Annotated in this window: 17 protein-coding genes; 15 read left to right on the top strand and 2 right to left on the bottom strand. The window is 40.8% G+C overall.

The features are described from left to right. Positions 1-60: 60 nt before the first annotated feature. From KI743_RS12445 to gpmM, 11 genes are all read left to right on the top strand, one after another. Positions 61-1,323 (top strand): oligosaccharide flippase family protein, encoded by a 1,263-nt coding sequence (locus tag KI743_RS12445; RefSeq protein ID WP_285466629.1) that lies wholly within the window; start codon positions 61-63, stop codon positions 1,321-1,323. Further along, positions 1,320-2,684: a hypothetical protein gene (locus tag KI743_RS12440; protein WP_285466628.1), complete on the top strand. Its 1,365-nt coding sequence runs from the start codon at positions 1,320-1,322 to the stop codon at positions 2,682-2,684. Before KI743_RS12445 ends, KI743_RS12440 begins: the two co-directional genes overlap by 4 nt. A gap of 14 nt (positions 2,685-2,698) precedes the next feature. Next, positions 2,699-3,619, top strand: coding sequence for a glycosyltransferase family 2 protein (locus tag KI743_RS12435; protein WP_285466627.1), 921 nt, complete (start codon positions 2,699-2,701; stop codon positions 3,617-3,619). A gap of 1,060 nt (positions 3,620-4,679) precedes the next feature. Then, positions 4,680-5,777, top strand: coding sequence for a glycosyltransferase (locus KI743_RS12430; protein ID WP_285466626.1), 1,098 nt, complete (start codon positions 4,680-4,682; stop codon positions 5,775-5,777). After that, on the top strand, positions 5,770-6,900 hold the full coding sequence (locus KI743_RS12425) for a glycosyltransferase family 4 protein (protein ID WP_285466624.1): 1,131 nt from the start codon (positions 5,770-5,772) through the stop codon (positions 6,898-6,900). Before KI743_RS12430 ends, KI743_RS12425 begins: the two co-directional genes overlap by 8 nt. Positions 6,901-6,903: 3 nt before the next feature. Further along, the gene (locus tag KI743_RS12420; RefSeq protein ID WP_285466795.1) at positions 6,904-7,515 is read left to right on the top strand and encodes a sugar transferase; all 612 of its coding nucleotides are present in this window, start codon (positions 6,904-6,906) and stop codon (positions 7,513-7,515) included. Beyond that, positions 7,512-8,144, top strand: coding sequence for an acetyltransferase (locus KI743_RS12415; protein ID WP_285466621.1), 633 nt, complete (start codon positions 7,512-7,514; stop codon positions 8,142-8,144). Before KI743_RS12420 ends, KI743_RS12415 begins: the two co-directional genes overlap by 4 nt. 18 nt (positions 8,145-8,162) lie before the next feature. Then, on the top strand, positions 8,163-9,338 hold the full coding sequence (locus KI743_RS12410) for a DegT/DnrJ/EryC1/StrS aminotransferase family protein (protein ID WP_285466620.1): 1,176 nt from the start codon (positions 8,163-8,165) through the stop codon (positions 9,336-9,338). Positions 9,339-9,433: 95 nt separating this feature from the next. Next, positions 9,434-10,600 (top strand): nucleotide sugar dehydrogenase, encoded by a 1,167-nt coding sequence (locus tag KI743_RS12405; RefSeq protein ID WP_285466618.1) that lies wholly within the window; start codon positions 9,434-9,436, stop codon positions 10,598-10,600. A gap of 299 nt (positions 10,601-10,899) precedes the next feature. Continuing rightward, on the top strand, positions 10,900-12,834 hold the full coding sequence (locus KI743_RS12400; RefSeq protein WP_285466617.1) for a nucleoside-diphosphate sugar epimerase/dehydratase: 1,935 nt from the start codon (positions 10,900-10,902) through the stop codon (positions 12,832-12,834). Between the two features lie 226 nt (positions 12,835-13,060). Then, positions 13,061-14,593: a 2,3-bisphosphoglycerate-independent phosphoglycerate mutase gene (gpmM, locus tag KI743_RS12395; protein ID WP_285466616.1), complete on the top strand. Its 1,533-nt coding sequence runs from the start codon at positions 13,061-13,063 to the stop codon at positions 14,591-14,593. A 246-nt stretch (positions 14,594-14,839) separates the two neighbouring features. Here gpmM and KI743_RS12390 read toward each other — a convergent pair whose 3' ends face one another. Together KI743_RS12390 and KI743_RS12385 are read right to left on the bottom strand one after the other, a co-directional pair. After that, positions 14,840-15,343, bottom strand: a complete 504-nt coding sequence (locus KI743_RS12390) for a methylated-DNA--[protein]-cysteine S-methyltransferase (protein WP_285466615.1) — start codon at positions 15,341-15,343, stop codon at positions 14,840-14,842. A 190-nt stretch (positions 15,344-15,533) separates the two neighbouring features. Continuing rightward, a complete protein-coding gene (locus KI743_RS12385; protein WP_285466613.1) occupies positions 15,534-16,859 on the bottom strand; it encodes an MATE family efflux transporter in 1,326 nt (441 codons plus the stop codon). A gap of 407 nt (positions 16,860-17,266) precedes the next feature. On the opposite strand from KI743_RS12385, the gene KI743_RS12380 reads away from it, so the two are divergent. The 4 genes from KI743_RS12380 (at position 17,267) to KI743_RS12365 (ending at position 20,818) form a co-directional block, all read left to right on the top strand. After that, entirely contained in the window at positions 17,267-17,557 is a 291-nt protein-coding gene (locus tag KI743_RS12380; RefSeq protein WP_032551221.1) for a co-chaperone GroES, read from the top strand. Positions 17,558-17,609: 52 nt separating this feature from the next. Further along, positions 17,610-19,256, top strand: a complete 1,647-nt coding sequence (gene groL / locus KI743_RS12375) for a chaperonin GroEL (RefSeq protein ID WP_032551222.1) — start codon at positions 17,610-17,612, stop codon at positions 19,254-19,256. A gap of 281 nt (positions 19,257-19,537) precedes the next feature. Then, the gene (locus KI743_RS12370) at positions 19,538-19,879 is read left to right on the top strand and encodes a four helix bundle protein (RefSeq protein ID WP_285466610.1); all 342 of its coding nucleotides are present in this window, start codon (positions 19,538-19,540) and stop codon (positions 19,877-19,879) included. A 381-nt stretch (positions 19,880-20,260) separates the two neighbouring features. Beyond that, complete coding sequence (locus KI743_RS12365) at positions 20,261-20,818, top strand: VC2662 family protein (RefSeq protein WP_032551226.1); 558 nt, start codon at positions 20,261-20,263, stop codon at positions 20,816-20,818. Positions 20,819-20,937 lie beyond the last annotated feature (119 nt).

Here is a 20,937-nt window from a genome sequence, read left to right as displayed (position 1 = left end):
AAGTTAAGGTTTACTTCTAGTCCTTTATATCAAAACTAATACAGCATAATAGGCATTTTCTTGTTTAGACAGACGTTTGTTTACTTATCAAGCTCAATTATATCAGGGTTGCTTCCATTTTTTTTACTCCCAATATTGACTAGGTTTATTTCAGCGGAGGAATATGGAAAAATTTCAATGTTCCTAATATTTATGGGACTTTTAAATGCCATAGTTGGACTAAGTGTTCATGGGGCTTCAGCTAGGCGATACTTTGACAAGAACATATCAAAGGAAAGACTTGCGATTTACAACGGTAATTGTTTAGTCATATTGTTGGCGACATTTATAGTGTCTTTATTGCTTGTTAAATTATTTGGTAATGTGATTTCAAGTTTACTATCTATATCAGAGGTTTGGCTCTATTATGCTACTTTCTGCGTATTTTTCTCATTTCTATTAACATTCAGGTTAGTACAGTGGCAAGTTCGAGAAAATGCATATAAGTATGGATTTACACAAATACTAAATTCTTTTATCACATTTATTCTGACTGTCATGTTTGTGGTTCATTTTGAGGCCGGAGCAGATGGTAGAGTTTTTGCGTTATTAATAACTTCATTTTTACTTGGTTTATTGTCAGTTTTCTCTCTTTACAGAAGTGATCTTGTATCATTTTCCTTGAAAAAGGAAGATATAAAAGATGCTGTAAGGTTTGGTGCTCCTTTGATTCCACATGTTTGTGGCGGTTTTTTATTGATGTCATTTGACCGATATATTATTAATCAAGAATTAGGTTTAGCATATGCCGGTATGTATATGGTTTTGGTAAACCTTGGAAATGCAATTAACATGTTATTCAATAGCATGAATAGAGCCTATACTCCTTGGCTATTTTCAAGGTTAAAAAAAGATGATTTATCAACTAATAAAATCATTGTAAAATATACATATATATTTTTTTTACTATTGATTATTTTTTCTATCATTAACTTTAAAATATCTGACGTTGTTTATGAGTTGTTTACAGGTGCAGATTATCATAGTGTGTCTCATTTGCTCCCAGTTGTGATTCAGGGACAAATATTTTTCGGGATGTACTTGGTAGTGACGAATTATTTATTTTATATGAGGAAAACAAAGTATGTTTCCTTGGTTACTATATTATCCGGATTTATAAATGTCGTACTGGTCTTTGCTTTTATTAAAGATTTAGGCCTGCAGGGCGTAGCTTACGCTTTTCTGATTTCTAGTGCGTTCAGATTTGTTCTTACTTGGGCATTAAGTGCAAAGTTTTATTCGATGCCTTGGTTGAACTTTTATAATTTTGGAAATATGAAATGATTGAATTGTTTAGACGATATAAAGCTATTAATAAATTATTTAGTAGAGAGTCTGAGTTTGACTTAGCATATTTGCACGGACGTGGAATTGAATTTTTTCCTCAAATAAAAAATTCAAAAGTATCTGTTTTTGAAGGGGGGGTAATTAGTTGTTATAGGTTCTTTAGAGAGGTAATTAATAACTTGTTCTTATCAAAAACTGATGATCATAAAGCTGATGTGGTTTTTTTTTCTAATACTGTTAATCAGTATAATACCACATGTGATATATATGAAGAACTAGTTAATCAAGGCGTTTCTTGTGCTAAGATTGCCACGAGGAATATAAATAGAAATGTTGATTATGTTAAGTTGAAACTATCTGATTTAGTTTTAGTTCTGTTTTTTCTCTTAAAGAGAGGAGGTAAAATCTATTGGAAGCTAAATCATTTATCAAATAATAGGTTTAACATCAAGTATCTATTTTTTTATTGGGTTAGCTATTTTTATTGTGTTAATTTCTACCGCTACTTGTATAAAAAAGACATAAAACTATTAGTTATGTCAAATGATCATAATGTTGAGAACAGAGTTTTACGTTTGATATGTGAAGACTTGGGAATTGAAACACTCTATATACAGCACGCAACATCTCCTGGAAATCTACCACCTTTGAACTTTGACTATGCATTTCTTGATGGGTTAAATGCATTTAACGATTATTTGATTTCTCAGGGTGGTACACCAGTTTCAAAAAAAACAAAAATATATTTAAGCGGTATTATTAAGCGCTTAAGTCAACCGATGATCAAGTCCAATGTTATCGTTGGTGTGGCTATGAATAGTTATGATGATTTAGATAGCGTTGCTGAATTTATCAATCGCTTAGGGGTTTATAGGCAGGGCTGTATAATAAGAGCTCACCCTGCTCAAAGAAAAGAAGATATGCAAAAACTTAGTAACTTAGGTGTAGAAATATCTTATGGCTCAACTGAACCTGTAAATGATTTTTTTGATAAAATAAGTGTATTGATTGGTGGTAATTCTTCGATACATATCGAAGCTGCGTCATCAGGTATAGCTACACTCTATAAAGAGTTCGGTGAATCAACGATTCCTTCAGATTATTACAGTTTTGTAAAGAATGGCGTTTCTCTGGCTAATTATGAAGATATTTCAGTAGAAAAAGATATTAGTATATCTTTGAGGAATAAGGATAGCAAAAGTAGAGTTGATTCTATTTCTCAGTATAACGCATCATACCTTACTTCTTGGAAAAATAATGAGTATCGATTAGTTTCAGAGTCCATATTATGTATAATCAACAATCTACCTATGAAGCATTTTATAGCTTCTGATGATTATTATGTAATTGCTAAATAAAAATAAGGTTAGTTATGTTTTCTTATAGTGTTGTCATCCCATGTTATGAAAGTTCATTACGTATATCAGATACAATAAATTCTGTACTCAGTCAAGAGGTAGCACCAAAACAAATCATACTAGTTGACGATCAATCAAATGATTATGATGATTTAGTTTCCGTGACTTCAAAATTTAAAAATGATACGGAAGTTATTATTTTTAAAAAAGACGAAAAAACTAATGCGGCTCATTCTAGAAATATTGGTGGGGAATTGGTTTGTGCTGATCTGACATTTTTTCTTGACTCAGATGATGTATGGTCTAGTGATCATGTTAGCAATGTAATTGATATATTTTCAATTGAGGCGTGTGACTGTGTTTATGGCTCCTTTGTTGTTGATTTGGGGACTGATGCACCAATTCAAAAACATTCTTTTATTAATTTGGCAGAGTTCAAAGGAAATGGAGGTGATTTTTTATTCAAGCTTAAGAATGACTTTAGAACGAGCACCTTGGCTATAAGAACAGATGTATTTAATGGAATTAATAAATTTGATAATCAAGCAGTGAAACATCAAGATTGGGACTTTTTTTTAACACTGTACACTAATGGAGTTAAGATTGGGTATAACAGTTCATTTGATGTAACTATCAACTCATTTGGTGAACATCGAATGAGTCGAAAAAACAACCTTATTGGTACGAGATACTTTTTAAATAAATGGGAGGGATATATTGGCGTTGAGAACGTTTATGCCCTTTATAACTCGTGTTTCTTTACTGCTATTATTTGTAATAACAAGGAAGAATTTAACTTCCTGAAGAACCAAGTACCTAAGACAGTTTTAAATAAATTTTTGATATTTACCTATACCATTTCCCCTATAGCTTGTAGTTTTTCTTTAGAAAAATTAAGACTAATTAAACGTCAATTTCGAAATAAATTTTTTTAGGGTTATCAGTTGGACAATAGAATTTTATACTATGCTATTTTGTATTTTGTCTTATCTGTTAAGGTTATAGTTGTTGCTCTTAACTTTTTTGACATTGATATAATTTCTTTTGGCGGCGGGAGTGACGCAAACTATTATCATAACTACGCGATTGGTCTAACTGATATAGCACTGAATAATTGGCCTGTATTCCTTAGGGGGTTAAATGAAGTTGGGATTTATGATCGAGATGTTTTTTCGTTAATCCTTTCTTTTTTTGGTGTTTTTGCGATTCCATTCATATATCACCTTATGGTAAGAAGGTTAAATCTTTCTTATTTCTTAATATACTATCAATTGTCCGTACTATGGATAGTTTTATACCCATCCTTGTTTTTCTTTAGTTTAGATATTGTCAGGGATACAGTCATGGTATTTATTTTCTCTTTAATCGTTTACGTTATACACTTGATGAGGAATAGTACTTGGTCTTTTCGTGTGTTCACGATCCCTTTGTTGATAATTCTTGTCTTCGCTCTTGTGGACTTAAGGTTATATTTGGCTGTCTCCGTATTCTTAGCATATTTTGTTCATAGATTCATTAAGTATTTACCTAACTTTTACGTTGTTTTTTTTGGATATATATTCCTTTGTTTTTTGTTTAGCTATTTAGGTCTATTTAATTCTCTTGTAGATTATAGAGGTGGATTTGATGCTGATGTGGGAGGTACTACACTTGGATTAGACTTATCGACTTCGAACCCGATTAAATTTATGGTGAATTTTTTTCTCAGTTATTTGTTTCAGTTTTTTGGTTTTTATTTTACTAATTTTTCTTCAATTTTTGTTTTCTTGCTTGAGTCATCTTTTATTATATTTTCAATTTTAATTCTATGTAGGGAACGCGCCTATATCGATGACTTTGTAGTTTTTTTAATTATGTTTGTTGTTATATATAACACTATTTGGGTTATTGGTAACGATAATTTGGGTACGGCCGTGAGGTTAAGAATTTATTCTTATATTTCAATCGTCTTCGCTACCTTACTTACTCTAGGGAATAAATATAAGGCATGAATATATGAATATCATCTTTGTTATTACTGGCTTAGGCATGGGAGGGGCAGAGACTCAAGTATGTTCTTTAGCTGACACCATGTCTCGTAGAGGACATAATGTCAAAATTATTTATTTGTATGGTGAGAAAGTTGTTTCACCGGATAATCCACAAGTAGAGGTGATATATCTTGGTTTGAAAAAATCAATAATTTCTTTATCACGTTCTTTTTTTAAGTTGGTTAAAATTATTAAAGAACATACTCCCGATGTTGTCCATAGTCATATGATACATGCTAATTTAATGGTAAGAGCTTCTCGGTTATTGTGTGATATCCCTGTTTTAATTACATCCGCGCACAGTTTAAATGAAGGTGGGCCTCTTAGAATGTGGATGTATCGAGTTACAGACTTTCTCACTGATTTAACTACGAATGTCGGACAAGTATCTGTTGAACGTTTTGTAAAGGTTGGTGCCGCTCCAAGTAACAAAATTATCTCGATGGTTAATGGAGTTAATACTGAAAAATTCAACGTATTAAAAAAAAGAGATAGTTTTCTTGGATTAGACATTGATCCTAACACTCGCATACTATTATGTGTTGGTAGAAATGACCCTGCCAAAGATTATAATAATTTGTTAGACTCAATCGCTTTATTAGACGTAATTAGTCCATTCAAGGTTGTTATAGTAGGAAAAGATACGGAGAAATTGGAGGTATACGCAAAGGAAGTTGGTGTATACGAAAAGTTAATTTTTCTTGGTATGAGAAAAGATGTAGATGAATTAATGTCAAGTGCTGATGCGCTAGTAATGTCTTCTGCTTGGGAAGGTTTGCCTATGGTGATTGGCGAAGCTATGGCTTCTGAATGCAACATCATTACTACCGATGCCGGCAGTTCCAAGGAGTGGTTAACCAATAACGAGCAACCAGTGCCTATTAGAGACTCAAAAGCTCTGGCGGAAGCAATAAAAGAAAAACTGGAACAAAGTGATTCTGATTGGCGACGTATTGGTGTGCTAAACAGGCAGCATGTCGTTGACAAATTTTCTATCGATAGAATTGTTGACCAGTGGTTAGAGTATTATAAACATCCTAAAAGTGCTTTTGAAAATGACTAAGTCTCTATTTATTGTTACCACCGTCCCTATCACACTTAAAGGTATCCTTACTGGTCAGCCAAGAAACATAAATAAAGAATATGATGTTTCTCTGGTATCATCTCCAACTGAAGACTTAGCAGTTGTTGGTCGCGAAGAGGGTATACCGGTCTATCCTGTAAAGATGGAACGTGGAATTAGCCCTACGAAAGATCTTATTAGCCTTTGGAAAATGATCGAATTATTTCGAATTCATAAGCCATATGCTGTACATTCCTACACCCCTAAAGCGGGTTTAATTGCCATGCTTGCTGGGTTTATTACTAGGGTTCCAGTGCGTATCCATACTTTTACTGGGCTTTTATTTCCTACAGCTAAAGGATTTAAGCGATATATATTGAGACAAATGGATAGGCTCATCTGTGCTTGTGCTACCTCAATAGTACCGGAAGGAGAAGGAGTCAAGAATGACCTTTATAGTTTCGGAGTTACAGATAAGGCGATGAAAGTCATTGGAAATGGTAACATTGCAGGTGTTGATACCGAGTTGTTTTCTGCGGACTTGGTATCAAAGGATATTGCCCTGTTAAAGAGAAATTTTGGCTTTACAGCGGATGATTTTGTATTCTCGTTTGTTGGGAGGTTCACTGAAGACAAAGGTTTTTATGAACTTATACAAGCCTTCGATAAACTACCACAGAATGCTAAGCTATTATTGATTGGATCAGAAGATGAGCGCTTGCCGTTGCCTATCGACTTATCAAAAAGAATAAATGATGAACCGCGTATTCATGTAACTGGGTGGATTGATGATGTTCGTGCAGCGATAGGAGCATCTAGTATATTGGTTCTTCCTAGTTATCGAGAGGGATTTCCTAATACTCCAATTCAAGCTGGTAGCATGGGGTTACCTTGTATTGTTACCGACGTTAATGGTTCAAACGAAATTATTACTCCTGGGGAAAATGGTTGGAATATTCCTCCTAGAGATTCCATAGCTTTGGAACTGGCAATGCTTGAGGCTATGAACTGTAAAACCCTTAAAGCAATGAGTGTTAATGCAAGAGCGAATATCCAACAAAAATATGAACGTAGCTTTTACATAAATGAACTGAAAAAGTTCTACAGAGAGAAAATAGGTTAAATGATTAAACGTTGTTTCGATTTTTGTGCTGCGTTAGTAGCACTACTTTTGCTCTCACCAATTATGGCTATCACTTGGTGGGCAATAAAGCGTAAACTAGGTAGCCCTGTTCTGTTTAAACAACAACGACCAGGTTTGAATGGAACTCCTTTTGTTATGTATAAATTCCGGAGTATGAAAGACGCAGTGGATGCAGATGGTCATCAGCTTCCTGATGCTGAGCGTTTAACACCATTTGGTCAAATGCTTCGTTCAACAAGCTTAGATGAATTGCCGGGTTTATTATCTGTAATAAAAGGGGATATGAGCCTGGTCGGACCTCGCCCGTTATTAATGCAGTACCTACCGTTGTATAATAAGCGACAAGCAACCCGTCACCATGTCCGCCCTGGTATAACTGGGTGGGCTCAAGTTAACGGGCGAAATGCAATAAGTTGGGAAGATAAGTTCGAATTGGACGTTTGGTATGTGGATAACCATACCCTGTGGTTAGATTTTAAAATTCTGTTATTGACGGTGAAAAAAGTTTTCGTCAAGGAAGGGATATCAGCAGAGGGGCACGTCACTATCGAGCCTTTTAAAGGGTCAAAAGAACAAGATAGTCGCCAATCATGAAAAGCTGTGCCATTTTAGGAGCTAGCGGACATGGTAAAGTGGTCGCCGAGATTGCAGAGCTTAACGGTTATCAAAACATCACATTTTTTGATGATCGCTGGCCTAGTTTAACCTCTGTTGAGCATTGGAATGTCTCTGGTGATACTGCTGCACTTTTAGCAACGGCAAATGAATATGATGTGGTAGTGGTTGCCATAGGCCATAACGCTACGCGCTGTGCGAAACAACGAGAGTTGAGTGTGGCAGGAGCGAACTTCGACGTGCTAGTGCATCCCAGTGCAGTAACCAGTAAATATGCCAACATTGAAGCTGGAACAGTGGTGATGGCGAATGCAGTCGTAAACCCATTTAGCGACGTTGGTTCGAGTTGTATCATTAACACAAGCTCTATCGTAGAACATGATTGTAGGCTTGCTGAAGGCGTTCACATAAGCCCTAATGTAAGCTTAGCTGGCGGCGTAGAGGTCGGTGAAAACTCTTGGATAGGGATCGGTAGCAAAGTGAAACAGCTTGTAGTCGTTGGTCGCGATGCCGTTGTTGGCGCTGGTTCGACGGTAATTAACCACATACCAGATTTTCAAACTGTAGTGGGCTCTCCTGCTCATACGCTTATCAAATCAGAAAAATAACACTTATTAGGTGACATCGTGCTTAATACACCATTTTCTCCATGGCCTTCTTTTACTCAAGAAGAGGCTGATGCAGTGAGCCGTGTGCTACTGTCAAACAAAGTAAACTACTGGACTGGTAACGAGTGTCGTGAGTTCGAAAAAGAGTTCGCAGTATGGGCAGGTTGTGAATACGCAATTGCCCTAGGTAACGGAACACTTGCTCTCGATGTGGCATTAAAAGCCTTAGGCGTTGGCGAGGGTGATGAGGTAATTACCACACCAAGAACTTTCCTTGCTTCGGCTTCGTCAATTGTTACTTCAGGCGCAGTACCAGTTTTTGCAGATGTGGACCTAAACAGCCAAGCGATTACGGCGGAGTCTATACAAGCAGTATTGACGCCAAAAACAAAAGCGGTGATCGTGGTGCATCTTGCTGGTATGCCTGCAGAGATGGATGCCATTATGGAATTGTCCGAAAAGCACGGTTTTTACGTGATTGAAGATTGCGCTCAAGCACACGGAGCGAAGTACAAAGGCCGCAGTGTTGGCACTATTGGCCACATTGGTGCGTGGTCTTTCTGCCAAGATAAGATCATGACTACAGGTGGAGAAGGAGGCATGGTAACAACCAATGATAAGATATTATGGTCTACCATGTGGTCGTACAAAGATCACGGTAAAAGCTTTGATGCGATTTACAATCGAGAGCATCCACCGGGCTTTCGTTGGTTACACGAATCTTTTGGTACTAATTGGCGAATGACGGAAATGCAAGCGGCTATTGGTCGTATTCAATTGAATCGAATTTCAAAGTGGACACAAATACGTCAAGCGAATGCAGCTGTGATTGACGCAGCTATTGCCGATCTTCCAATCGTTCGTAGTGTCTATACTCCGGAATACATTGAACATGCGGAGTACAAGCATTATATGTTTGTTCGTCTGGAAAATTTAAAGCCAGGTTGGACTCGCGATAAAATTGTTGATGCATGTGTTGAACAAGGCGTCCCTGCATATCAAGGGAGTTGTTCGGAGGTTTATCGTGAAAAAGCATTTGATGGTACGGGCTATAGGCCTAAAGTATCATTAAAGAACGCAGTTGAGCTAGGCGAAACCAGTTTAATGTTTTTAGTGCATCCAACGTTGACTGAAGACGAAATAGATAGGACCGCTAAGGTTGTTCGCTCTGTTCTACTCAAAGCTCAACTTTGATTTTACATACAAATAGGGTGATTTAACTTTCCTATTTATCTTCTATTTTTAAAATCTAGTTAAGCAGTCTTATAACGTCAAATAAGAAATATAAAATGAAAATTGCAATTGCTGGTACAGGCTATGTAGGCTTATCAAATGCGATGTTGTTGGCTCAACATCATGAAGTTATTGCCGTCGATATTCTCGAAGACAAAGTGAGTTTACTCAACGATAAAGTATCCCCTATTGCCGATGTGGAGATTGAAGAATTTTTGGCAAGTAAGCCATTAAACTTTATGGCGACTCTTGATAAAGAGCTTGCCTATTCGAATGCAGAGTATGTAGTGATTGCTACACCTACCGATTATGATGTTGAAACTAACTATTTCAATACTTCTTCAGTAGAGATGGTAATAAAGGATGTGATGACCATTAACCCTAGTGCGGTGATGGTAATTAAGTCTACTGTTCCTGTAGGGTATACTTCCCGTATAAAACAAGAATTAGGTTGTGAAAATATTATTTTTTCACCAGAGTTTCTACGTGAAGGTAAGGCGCTCTTTGACAACTTATACCCTTCTCGAATTATTGTAGGTGAACGTAGTAAACGTGCACAAATCTTCGCGAATCTGCTTGTGGAAGGGGCAGTGAAAGAGAATATTGAAGTGCTGTTTACTGACTCTACAGAAGCTGAAGCCGTAAAGCTGTTTTCAAACACTTATCTTGCGCTGCGTGTAGCTTATTTTAATGAGTTAGATACTTATGCAGAAACACATGGTTTAGATAGTCGTCAAATTATTGAGGGGGTAGGCCTAGACCCTCGTATTGGTAATCATTACAACAATCCATCTTTTGGTTATGGAGGCTATTGTTTACCAAAAGATACAAAGCAACTTCGTGCAAACTATGCAGATGTACCAAATGAAATTATCGGAGCAATTGTGGATGCCAACACAACACGTAAAGATTTTGTGGCGGATTCAATCATCAAGCGTAACCCCACACGTGTTGGCATTTACCGGTTAATCATGAAAGCTGGCTCGGATAACTTCCGTGCCTCAAGCATTCAAGGTGTAATGAAGCGTATTAAAGCCAAAGGCATTGAAGTTGTAGTTTATGAGCCTGTACTTGATGAATTAGAGTTTTTCCACTCACAAGTGATGACCGATCTTGATGAGTTCAAAGCCAGCTGTGATGTAATTGTGTCGAATCGTATGGTTGATGAAATTAAAGATGTTGCGGATAAGGTCTATACTCGAGATTTATTTGGTTCTGATTGATTATTATCTATAGTTTATTCTCTTTTCTAAGGAAGACGGCTAGCTTTTTATATGTCGCTCTTACCTTCAACACTTTTCCTTTCGACTTGTATAGATTAGAGTTTAAGCTGTCATTTGAATCCTCATAGAAATGTCCCGATAGTTTCCAATTTGAGGCTGTTGGGGTGCTTGCTTACTATAACTAAGCTCGGAGCATTGAGGAAAAGTGGTCTAATATAATTCAGATTAATATATTCGTCTATCATCAGTAGGTTTTGGATATAAACCTTATATAAAATCCAATAGTTGGGAATCTTTTTATGCAGCGTCTTAATTTTATTTGGCAATTATCTCGCTTACATAAGCGTGTTATCAGTGTCATTATCGACACATTGCTTATTTTATTCGCTTTGCACATTGCTCTTTGGACAAGGTTAGGTGATGTAAAGCTACTTAGCGATGGTGACAATTTATTACTGATTGGCTTAACTGTAATATCTACAGTTTTGATTTTTACTCAAATTGGACTGTATCGAGCTATCCTTAGATATCTGACTTTTCAAGCTTTGTTTGTAGTGACTGCCGGAGCTGTGTTGTCAGCTATCGCGCTAGCGGTTTTTGCTTATTATCTGCAGGAACCAATTCCAAGAACTGTGCCTATCATATATGGTGCCTATCTAGCACTTTTGTGTGGAGGTTCTCGCCTTATTGTTCGTAATCTCGTAGTAACAACATCACCATCAAAAGATACTCGAAAAGAAGTGCTCATCTATGGTGCAGGCTCTGGTGGACGTCAGCTTGCAGTTGCACTCCGCGCTTCCGAAAATTATCGTATTCGAGCGTTTATCGATGAAGATAAAACTCTCACAAATACTATGATTCTTGGTTTGCCCGTTGTTGATTTATCTAAAGCAGAAGCTTTGATTGAGAAGCATGACGTTTCTAAAATTTTGCTTGCGATTCCAAGTGCATCTCGTGCTCGCCGTAAACAAATTTTAGATCTGTTAGCTCCACTTCCTGTTGAAATACAAACCGTCCCAGATATGGCCGATATCGTATCTGGAAAAGCGAAAATTGATGAGCTTACTGATGTTCCAATTGAGGATTTGTTAGGCCGTGATGCTGTAGCTCCTCAGCAGGTTCTAATGGAAGCCAACATCAAAGACAAAGTTGTTATGGTCACTGGTGCTGGCGGTTCGATTGGCTCAGAGCTATGTCGTCAGATCTTAAAACAAGGGCCCAAAACACTCGTTCTATTTGAACTATCTGAATTTGGCTTATATCAAATTGATCGTGAACTCTCTTTATTAAAAGAGTCTAAAGGCCTTGATGTAGAAATCATCCCTCTTCTAGGGTCAGTTCAAGGTTCTCATCGCCTTCTAACGGCAATGAAGTCTTTTAAAGTCGAAACGGTTTATCATGCTGCGGCGTACAAACATGTCCCTCTTGTTGAATACAATGTTGTAGAAGGTGTGCGAAACAATGTTTACGGCACTTACTATACTGCGAAAGCGGCTATTGAAGCTGGTGTCGAGTCTTTTGTATTGATCTCCACAGACAAAGCTGTTCGCCCAACAAATGTGATGGGTACAACCAAGCGCATGGCAGAATTAGGATTGCAAGCCTTAGCTGAACAAGAGAATCAGAAAGAAAATGGCACGCGTTTCTGCATGGTACGATTTGGTAACGTTCTTGGTTCTTCTGGTTCAGTTATCCCACTGTTTAAAAAGCAGATTAAAGCAGGAGGCCCTTTAACAGTAACTCATCCAGATATCACTCGCTTCTTCATGACAATTCCTGAAGCTGCGCAACTCGTTATTCAAGCGGGTGCGATGGGCAAAGGCGGCGATGTGTTTGTTCTTGATATGGGCGAATCAGTTAAGATTACAGACCTTGCTGAGAATTTGATTAACCTTTCCGGCCTGTCTGTCAAAAATGAGCAGAACCCTCATGGTGATATCGAAATTCAATTCTCAGGCCTTCGTCCGGGAGAGAAATTGTATGAAGAACTGTTGATCGGGGATAATGTTCAACGTACTGCTCATGAGCGTATCATGACAGCTCATGAGGTCTTTTTGCCACTTGACGAGTATGACAATCTACTAGAGTCTTTAGACTTTGCTTGCCACAACTTAGAACATGAGACCATTCGTAAACTGTTGTTGGATGCACCGACAGGATTCAAGCCTACTGATGGTATAGGTGATCTAGTTTGGAACGCTTCTAGCTCAACACAACAAATGGTAGAGAATTAACGTAAGGCCAGTAACTTAGTTACTGGCCTTTTTCGTTGTCTTCCGGGTTGTAAATAAGCACATAAAGCAAAAATACTTGGCCTTCAAAAGAAGCTTTTTTTCAGCTCTGATCCTCCTACCTGCTACCTTTCTTGATCTTCCACTACAGTTTTGACTGTAAACTGTAGTAAAATTACGCTAATTTGTTTTTATACCGATTTATTTTGAATTGAACGAGGTCAGTCCTATGTCAGCTAAGAAGCCTATGGCTCTAGTGATTCTTGACGGTTACGGTCACCGTGAAGACACAGCAAACAACGCAATCGCGAATGCAAAAACTCCATTTATCGATAGCCTGTTTGCTAACAAACCAAACACACTAATCTCTGCTTCTGGTATGGACGTAGGTCTACCTGACGGTCAAATGGGTAACTCAGAGGTTGGTCACACTAACATTGGTGCTGGTCGCGTTGTATACCAAGACCTAACTCGTATCACTAAATCTATCGCTGACGGTGAATTCGCTGAAACTCCAGCGCTAGTTGAAGCTATCGACGCTGCGGTTAAAGCTGAGAAAGCTGTACACATCATGGGTCTTATGTCTCCAGGTGGCGTACACTCTCACGAAGATCACATCTACGCAGCAGTTGAAATGGCTGCAGCACGTGGCGCTGAGAAGATTTACCTACACTGCTTCCTAGACGGTCGTGACACGCCACCACGCAGCGCAGAGAACTCTCTAAAACGTTTTGACGAGCTATTCGCTAAACTAGGTAAAGGCCGCGTGGCATCGCTAGTTGGTCGTTACTACGCAATGGACCGTGATAACAACTGGGATCGCGTTCAAGTTGCTTACGATCTTCTCACTCAAGCGAAAGCAGAATTTACTTTTGACTCAGCAGTGGCTGGTCTTGAAGCAGCTTACGCGCGTGAAGAGAACGATGAATTCGTTAAAGCGACTGCGATCAAAGCTGAAGGTCAAGAAGACGCAGTTATCGCAGATGGCGATGCAGTAATCTTCATGAACTACCGTGCAGACCGTGCTCGTCAAATCACACGTACTTTCGTACCTGATTTCGACGGCTTCGAGCGCGCTGTATTCCCAGCAATCAACTTCGTAATGCTAACGCAGTACGCAGCGGATATCCCACTAGCAATCGCATTCCCACCAGCGTCTCTAGAGAACACTTACGGTGAGTGGCTATCTAAGCAAGGTCAAACTCAGCTTCGTATCTCTGAAACAGAGAAATACGCACACGTAACTTTCTTCTTCAACGGTGGTGTTGAGAGCGAATTCGACGGTGAAGAGCGTCAACTTGTTGCTTCTCCAAAAGTAGCAACTTACGATCTACAGCCAGAAATGAGTTCAGAAGAGCTCACAGAGAAGATGGTTGCGGCGATCAAATCTGGTAAGTACGACACTATCATCTGTAACTACCCGAACCCAGATATGGTTGGTCACACTGGCGTTTACGAAGCTGCAGAAAAAGCTATCGAAGCAATGGACGAGTGTGTAGCTAAAGTAACAGCAGCTATCGAAGAAGTAGGCGGTCAAATGCTGATCACTGCTGACCACGGTAACGCAGAAATGATGGTAGACCCAGAGACAGGTGGCATCCACACTGCTCACACTAACCTACCAGTACCTCTAATCTACGTTGGTGACAAAGAAGTTGAGTTCAAAGAAGGCGGTAAATTGTCTGACCTAGCTCCAACTATGCTTTCTCTAGTAGGTCTAGAAATCCCATCAGAAATGACGGGCGAAGTTCTGGTTAAATAGTTTTTAACTAGCACCGAATACTGAAACGGCTGCACGCGAGTGTGGCCGTTTTTTTGTATTTGGGAAATGAGATAAGATGCGAGATGAGGGTAAACGAGATGCGAAGGGATTAAAGGCAGATACGTGATTCGAGTAATCGAGATACGAAGAGCTTAAGAGCAGGAGCCTGATGCGAGTAGGCGGTCACGAACAGAATTAGAGCCGTTACATGTTTTCGCATCCCGAATCACGTCACTCTCATCTGCTCTACATGCTTTTCGCATCTCGTATCCCGTTTACTCGCATCTTGCTTTCAAAATCTAGCAACCATTTTTTTCTGTTCATTCCACCCGTGTAACCTGTAAGTGTCCCATTCGCGCCAATTACACGGTGGCAGGGCACCACGATGCTAAATGGGTTCTTGCCGTTTGCGCCACCGACAGCTCGTACAGCCTTAGGCTTGTTCATTCGTTTGGCTTGCTCACCGTAGCTGATGGTTTCGCCATAAGGAATGGTAGTCAGTGCTTGCCAAGCGGCCTTCTGAAACTCAGTACCCTTGATTGCTTTTAAAGGTAGGGCGAATTCGATTCTCGTACCTGCGAAATACTCATCTAACTGCTTCGTTGCGAAGTTACAAAGTTCGTCAGGGTTACTCGTTATGGGCTCATCATGATTTACATGGTCGATCTCAATAATCGACTCGCCATCACTGATAATGATCATCTTGCCAATCGGCGCATTATAGACCGATTTAAAACTCTTCGCTGTCATATTCATTTCCCTAAACTAATTCATTACGCGTGAAAGATTCCCTACCACGCTCGTCCCTCGCTATAGGGAATGACGGGCTTGGAGGCTAACTTATTTGAGTGCCGCATATGCCCTTAAATCTCTTCGCATCCCGCCACTCGAATCTCACATCTGCTCTATTAATCTCTTCGCATCTCGCCACTCGCATCCCTCATCTGCCCCTTAACCTCAACGCATAACAATACCCAGCTACACCACCTGCGATGTTCCCCAATGCCAAGCCAATAAACAGGCCTTCAATGCCGTCAATCAGGCTACCTATCCAAGCAAAAGGCAGCGTGAATAGAAACAGGCGCATAAAGCTCCACTGGAAGGCTTTGAGTGGTTTGTGCATTGCATTCATGCCACTAATGAGCATCATCACTATACCTTGGAAGCCATAGCTGAAGGGTACGACTAATAAGTAATGCCACAAGATGTCGCGTACTGATTCTTCTTGAGAGAAAAGGGCGGCTAGTGGAATGCTGAGCGGCACCATCATTAAGAAGATGAGCCCTTGAAACAGAACAGCAAAGCGCATGCTTAGGAACAGGGCTTTGAAACTGCGTTGAGGGTTATTAGCACCAAAGTTTTGCGCCATGAAAGGAGTGAGGGCAGAGGTAAGAGACATCAACACAATGATCAATATCGACTCGATTCGCTGCGCAGCGCCATAGGCGGCCACTGCCTCGGTACCTTGTTTGGCGAGCATCATCATAATAATCGCGCCTGCTAAAGGGTTAAGTGCGTTAGATAGGGCAGCAGGCGTACCTATGGTGAGGATCTGCTTCCAATCGTTGAGCATATCTTTTGGCTTAGGTAGTGCTAAAAGCTTCTCACGTTTGATAAGTACATAAAGTGATCCGCACAATGCACCAAACCAACTAAAACCACTCGCTATCGCAGCTCCTTGGATACCTAGTTCAGGAAAGGGCCCGTATCCAAATATCAGTAGCGGGTCGAGCACGCCATTGATAAGGCCTGCCAGCATCATAATTTTTGCTGGAGTCTTGGTGTCGCCACTGGCACGAATTGCGCTGTTGCCTGCCATTGGAATCACGAGCAATGGAATCGCGAGATACCACACCAACATGTATTCGGATATCAGTGGTAGCAGCTCTGGCTTAGCGCCAAGCGCACTAAACAGAGGTTCCAATGTGAATATACCGAGCGTTGAAGCACTAATGACGAGAATTACGGCCAGCATTAATCCATGTGCGGTAAATCTAGCTGCATTCTCAGAGCAGCCTTTGCCAAGTAGGCGGCCAATACTGGTGGAAAGCCCAACCCCAATCCCCATGGTGATGCAGTTAATGGCAAAGGTAATAGGGAAGGTAAAGCTCACGGCGGCGAGTGCTTGTGTACCAAGCAGTGAGATAAAGAAAGTATCAACAAGGTTGAACATCAAGATCGCCACCATACCGAAGATGGTCGGTATGGTCATGGTTCGCAATGTCTCTGCTATGGGAGCAGTCAAAAGCCCGTGCTTATCTCGCATGTACAACGCCGTAAAAACTAAAAGCGTAGGATAAACAGATGTGGGCGGGAAGGGAAGGAAAGCTAAAAGCAGATGAGAGATTAGAGTAAACGAGATGCGAAGAGCGAGAGGGGCAGTTGCGAGATACGGGTAAACGAGTATCGAAGAGCTAAAAGCGGGGAAAAGATATGCAGCCTTCTTTTGTTTTATCCCTGACAGTTACACAGGGTTATTCGCAGGGGTGTTTTTGCTTTTCGTATCTCGCATCCCGTTTACTCGTATCTGCTCTCATCCCACATCTGCTCTTCCGATCACAAATTTTTCTTCTCACCCCTTGGGATCTTTCACTTCGCCCCAACATACTGATTAATCCCATGCCAATCGTGGCAACTATCAAATTAAATGGAAATTATCAGGAGATAAGACCGATGAATATCCGTCCTCTACACGACCGAGTTATCGTTGAGCGCCAAGAAGTTGAATCTAAATCTGCTGGTGGCATCGTTCTAACTGGTTCTGCCGCTGAAAAATCAACTCGCGGTGTAATTCTAGCTGTGGGTAAAGGCCGCATCCTAGAAAATGGTTCAGTACAACCATTGGACGTTAAAGTTGGCGACACTGTTATCTTTGCTGAAGGCTACGGCACTAAAACAGAAAAGATCGACGGCAAAGAAGTTCTAATCATGTCTGAAAACGACATCATGGCGATCGTTGAGTAATCCGCGCTATACAAACTGAACTGACTGAATAAAGAATTTAAAGGAAATAAAGATGGCTGCTAAAGACGTTAAATTTGGTAACGACGCACGAGTTAAAATGCTAGAAGGTGTAAACGTTCTGGCTGACGCAGTAAAAGTAACGCTAGGTCCTAAAGGCCGTAACGTTGTTCTAGACAAATCATTTGGCGCACCAACTATCACTAAAGATGGTGTTTCTGTTGCACGTGAAATCGAACTTGAAGACAAGTTCCAAAACATGGGTGCACAAATGGTTAAAGAAGTCGCTTCTCAAGCGAACGACGCTGCTGGTGACGGTACGACTACGGCAACTGTTCTTGCTCAAGCTATCGTAAACGAAGGCCTAAAAGCCGTTGCTGCTGGCATGAACCCAATGGATCTTAAGCGTGGTATCGACAAAGCTGTTGTTGCAGCAGTTGAAGAGCTAAAAGCACTTTCAGTTCCATGTGCAGACACTAAAGCTATCGCACAAGTAGGTACTATCTCTGCAAACTCTGACGCGACAGTGGGTAACATCATTGCTGAAGCGATGGAAAAAGTAGGTCGTGATGGTGTTATCACAGTTGAAGAAGGTCAAGCACTGCAAGACGAGCTAGACGTAGTTGAAGGTATGCAGTTCGACCGCGGTTACCTATCTCCTTACTTCATCAACAACCAAGAAGCAGGTTCTGTTGATCTAGAGAGCCCATTTATCCTTCTTATCGACAAGAAAGTTTCAAACATCCGTGAACTTCTTCCAACTCTAGAAGCAGTTGCTAAGGCATCTCGTCCACTTCTAATCATCGCTGAAGATGTAGAAGGCGAAGCACTTGCAACTCTAGTTGTGAACAACATGCGCGGTATCGTTAAAGTTGCTGCTGTTAAAGCGCCTGGTTTCGGTGACCGTCGTAAAGCAATGCTACAAGATATCGCTATCCTAACTGGCGGTACGGTTATCTCTGAAGAGATCGGTCTAGACCTAGAGAAAGTAACGCTAGAAGACCTAGGTCAAGCTAAGCGCGTAACTATCACTAAAGAAAACTCAACCATCATCGATGGCGCGGGTGAAGAAGCAATGATCCAAGGTCGTGTTGCTCAAATCCGTCAACAAATCGAAGATGCGACTTCAGACTACGACAAAGAGAAACTACAAGAGCGCGTTGCTAAGTTAGCAGGCGGTGTTGCAGTAATCAAAGTTGGTGCTGCGACTGAAGTTGAAATGAAAGAGAAGAAAGACCGCGTAGAAGATGCACTTCACGCAACTCGCGCTGCAGTTGAAGAAGGTGTGGTTGCTGGTGGTGGTGTTGCACTTATCCGCGTAGCTTCTAAAGTTGCTGGTCTTGAAGGCGACAACGAAGAGCAAAACGTTGGTATCCGCGTTGCACTACGTGCAATGGAAGCGCCAATCCGTCAAATCACGAAGAACGCAGGTGACGAAGAATCAGTGGTTGCGAACAACGTGAAAGGTGGCGAAGGCTCTTACGGCTACAACGCAGCGACAGGTGAGTACGGCGACATGATCGCAATGGGTATCCTAGATCCAACTAAGGTTACGCGTTCTGCACTACAATTCGCTGCATCTGTTGCTGGTCTAATGATCACAACAGAAGCGATGGTAACAGACCTACCACAAAAAGACGCTCCAGCAATGCCTGATATGGGTGGCATGGGCGGTATGGGTGGCATGGGCGGTATGATGTAATCCCCTTCGCTATTCATAGTGAAATTGAAAACGGAGACTTCGGTCTCCGTTTTTTTTAGGAGCAGATACGAGATGAGGGTAAGCGAGATTCGAAGAGCTTTAGGGGCAGATGCGGGATTCGGGTAAGCGAGATTCGAAGAGCTTGAAAGGCAGATTCGGGATTCGAGTCGTCGGGATACGAAAAGATTAAAGGAAAGAGGTCTCGAGGTTTGGTGCTTTTTTGGAACTTTTTTATCCGGCGCTTGTGAGATGGTTACCTTTTCAAAGCTGGGTAGCTATTTGTGCTTTATAGAAAACTAGATGTTTGGCAACGCAGTCGTCTGCTATCGATATCTGTTTATAGGGAAATGGACACTTGCCGTGACTATGGCTTCAAAGATCAGATTACGCGCAGCGCATTATCTGTTCCTAGCAATATCGCAGAGGGCTGTGAGAGAACGTCTCTAAAGGAGCGCCAGCGCTTTTTCGCAATTGCCAAAGGCTCAATAGGAGAGTTTGCGACCCAAGCCGATATCGGGTCTGAAGTTGGGTTTGTGCCCAAAGAGGTAGCGGCTAGGTGGCAATCTGAAGCACTTCAAATATCTCGCATGCTAGGCGCCTTAATCAAATCGCTAGAACAGTAAACCTTCTCGCTCTTCGTACATCATTCTCTCTCATCCGCCTTTAATCTTTTCGCATCTCGCTACTCGATTCCCTCATCTCTTCTTTTCTTCATCCGCTCTTATTCCTTTCTCATCTCGCTACCCGTATCCTTCATCTGCTCTTGTTCTTTTCTCATCTCGCTCACTCGCATCCCGCATCCGCTTTTTTCTTTTCGCATCCCGCCACTCTAATCCCGCATCTGCCTCCATCTGCTCTATACTCAAAAAGACAGTTATGACATTGATTTAACATGGATGGCTGTTAGATAAAGCAAAATAATGAGATAACTCTTTGATTGTTAGTTAACTTATCGATCGCTAGTTAACTTTTCAATCGCGGATTCAGTCAGTGGAGACTCCCCAATGAAAAAACTACTTTCAGTACTTGCAGTATCAGCAGCGGTAATGGCTCCGGCGGCCTTTGCTTCATCGCCTGTGATGTTCTCAACAATCAATGGATTCAACGCACCAGATTCTGATGCCGTTGGCGGTGTTCGTGTGGCGCTATTGCACGGTCAAGTGAACGACCTAAAAGGTCTCGACCTTGCGGTGATTGGTATGTCTGAAACTCAAACGACGACAGGTGTAAACCTTGGCTTCTTCGGCGCGTCTAAGGTGAACCAAGAGATGACAGGTGCATCTTTGGGCTTCTTTAACTGGAATGAAGGCCAAACAACCGGTGTTAACTTAGGTGCTGTGAACATTACCAATAATGTAAAAGGTGCTAACGTGAGTTTTGTAAACTACTCGAAAGGCGACACTTTGGTCGATGTGGGTGCAGCGAACTTGTCTGAGGTATCGACGGTGCAAGTGGGTATCTTCAACAAAACCAACAAAATTGAAGGCGTGCAAGTTGGTCTGATTAACTGTGCAGACAACGGCTTCTTCCCATGCTTCCCAATCGTTAACTTCGCTAAATAACGACTGAAACTAAAAGCAAAAACATTATGAGCACCTGATCAGGTTGGTTAGGTGTTCACTGTCTAGCTCATCCTCCTTGCTGCTCTGCGATCAATAAGCAACTTGTTTTGTATTTTTTA

Origin of the sequence: Vibrio sp. D420a (assembly GCF_030248625.1) — a bacterium.
Taxonomy (GTDB): Bacteria; Pseudomonadota; Gammaproteobacteria; order Enterobacterales; family Vibrionaceae; genus Vibrio; species Vibrio fortis_A.
Note: the sequence above shows the minus strand (reverse complement) of the source record. Positions and strands in the feature narration are given on the sequence as shown.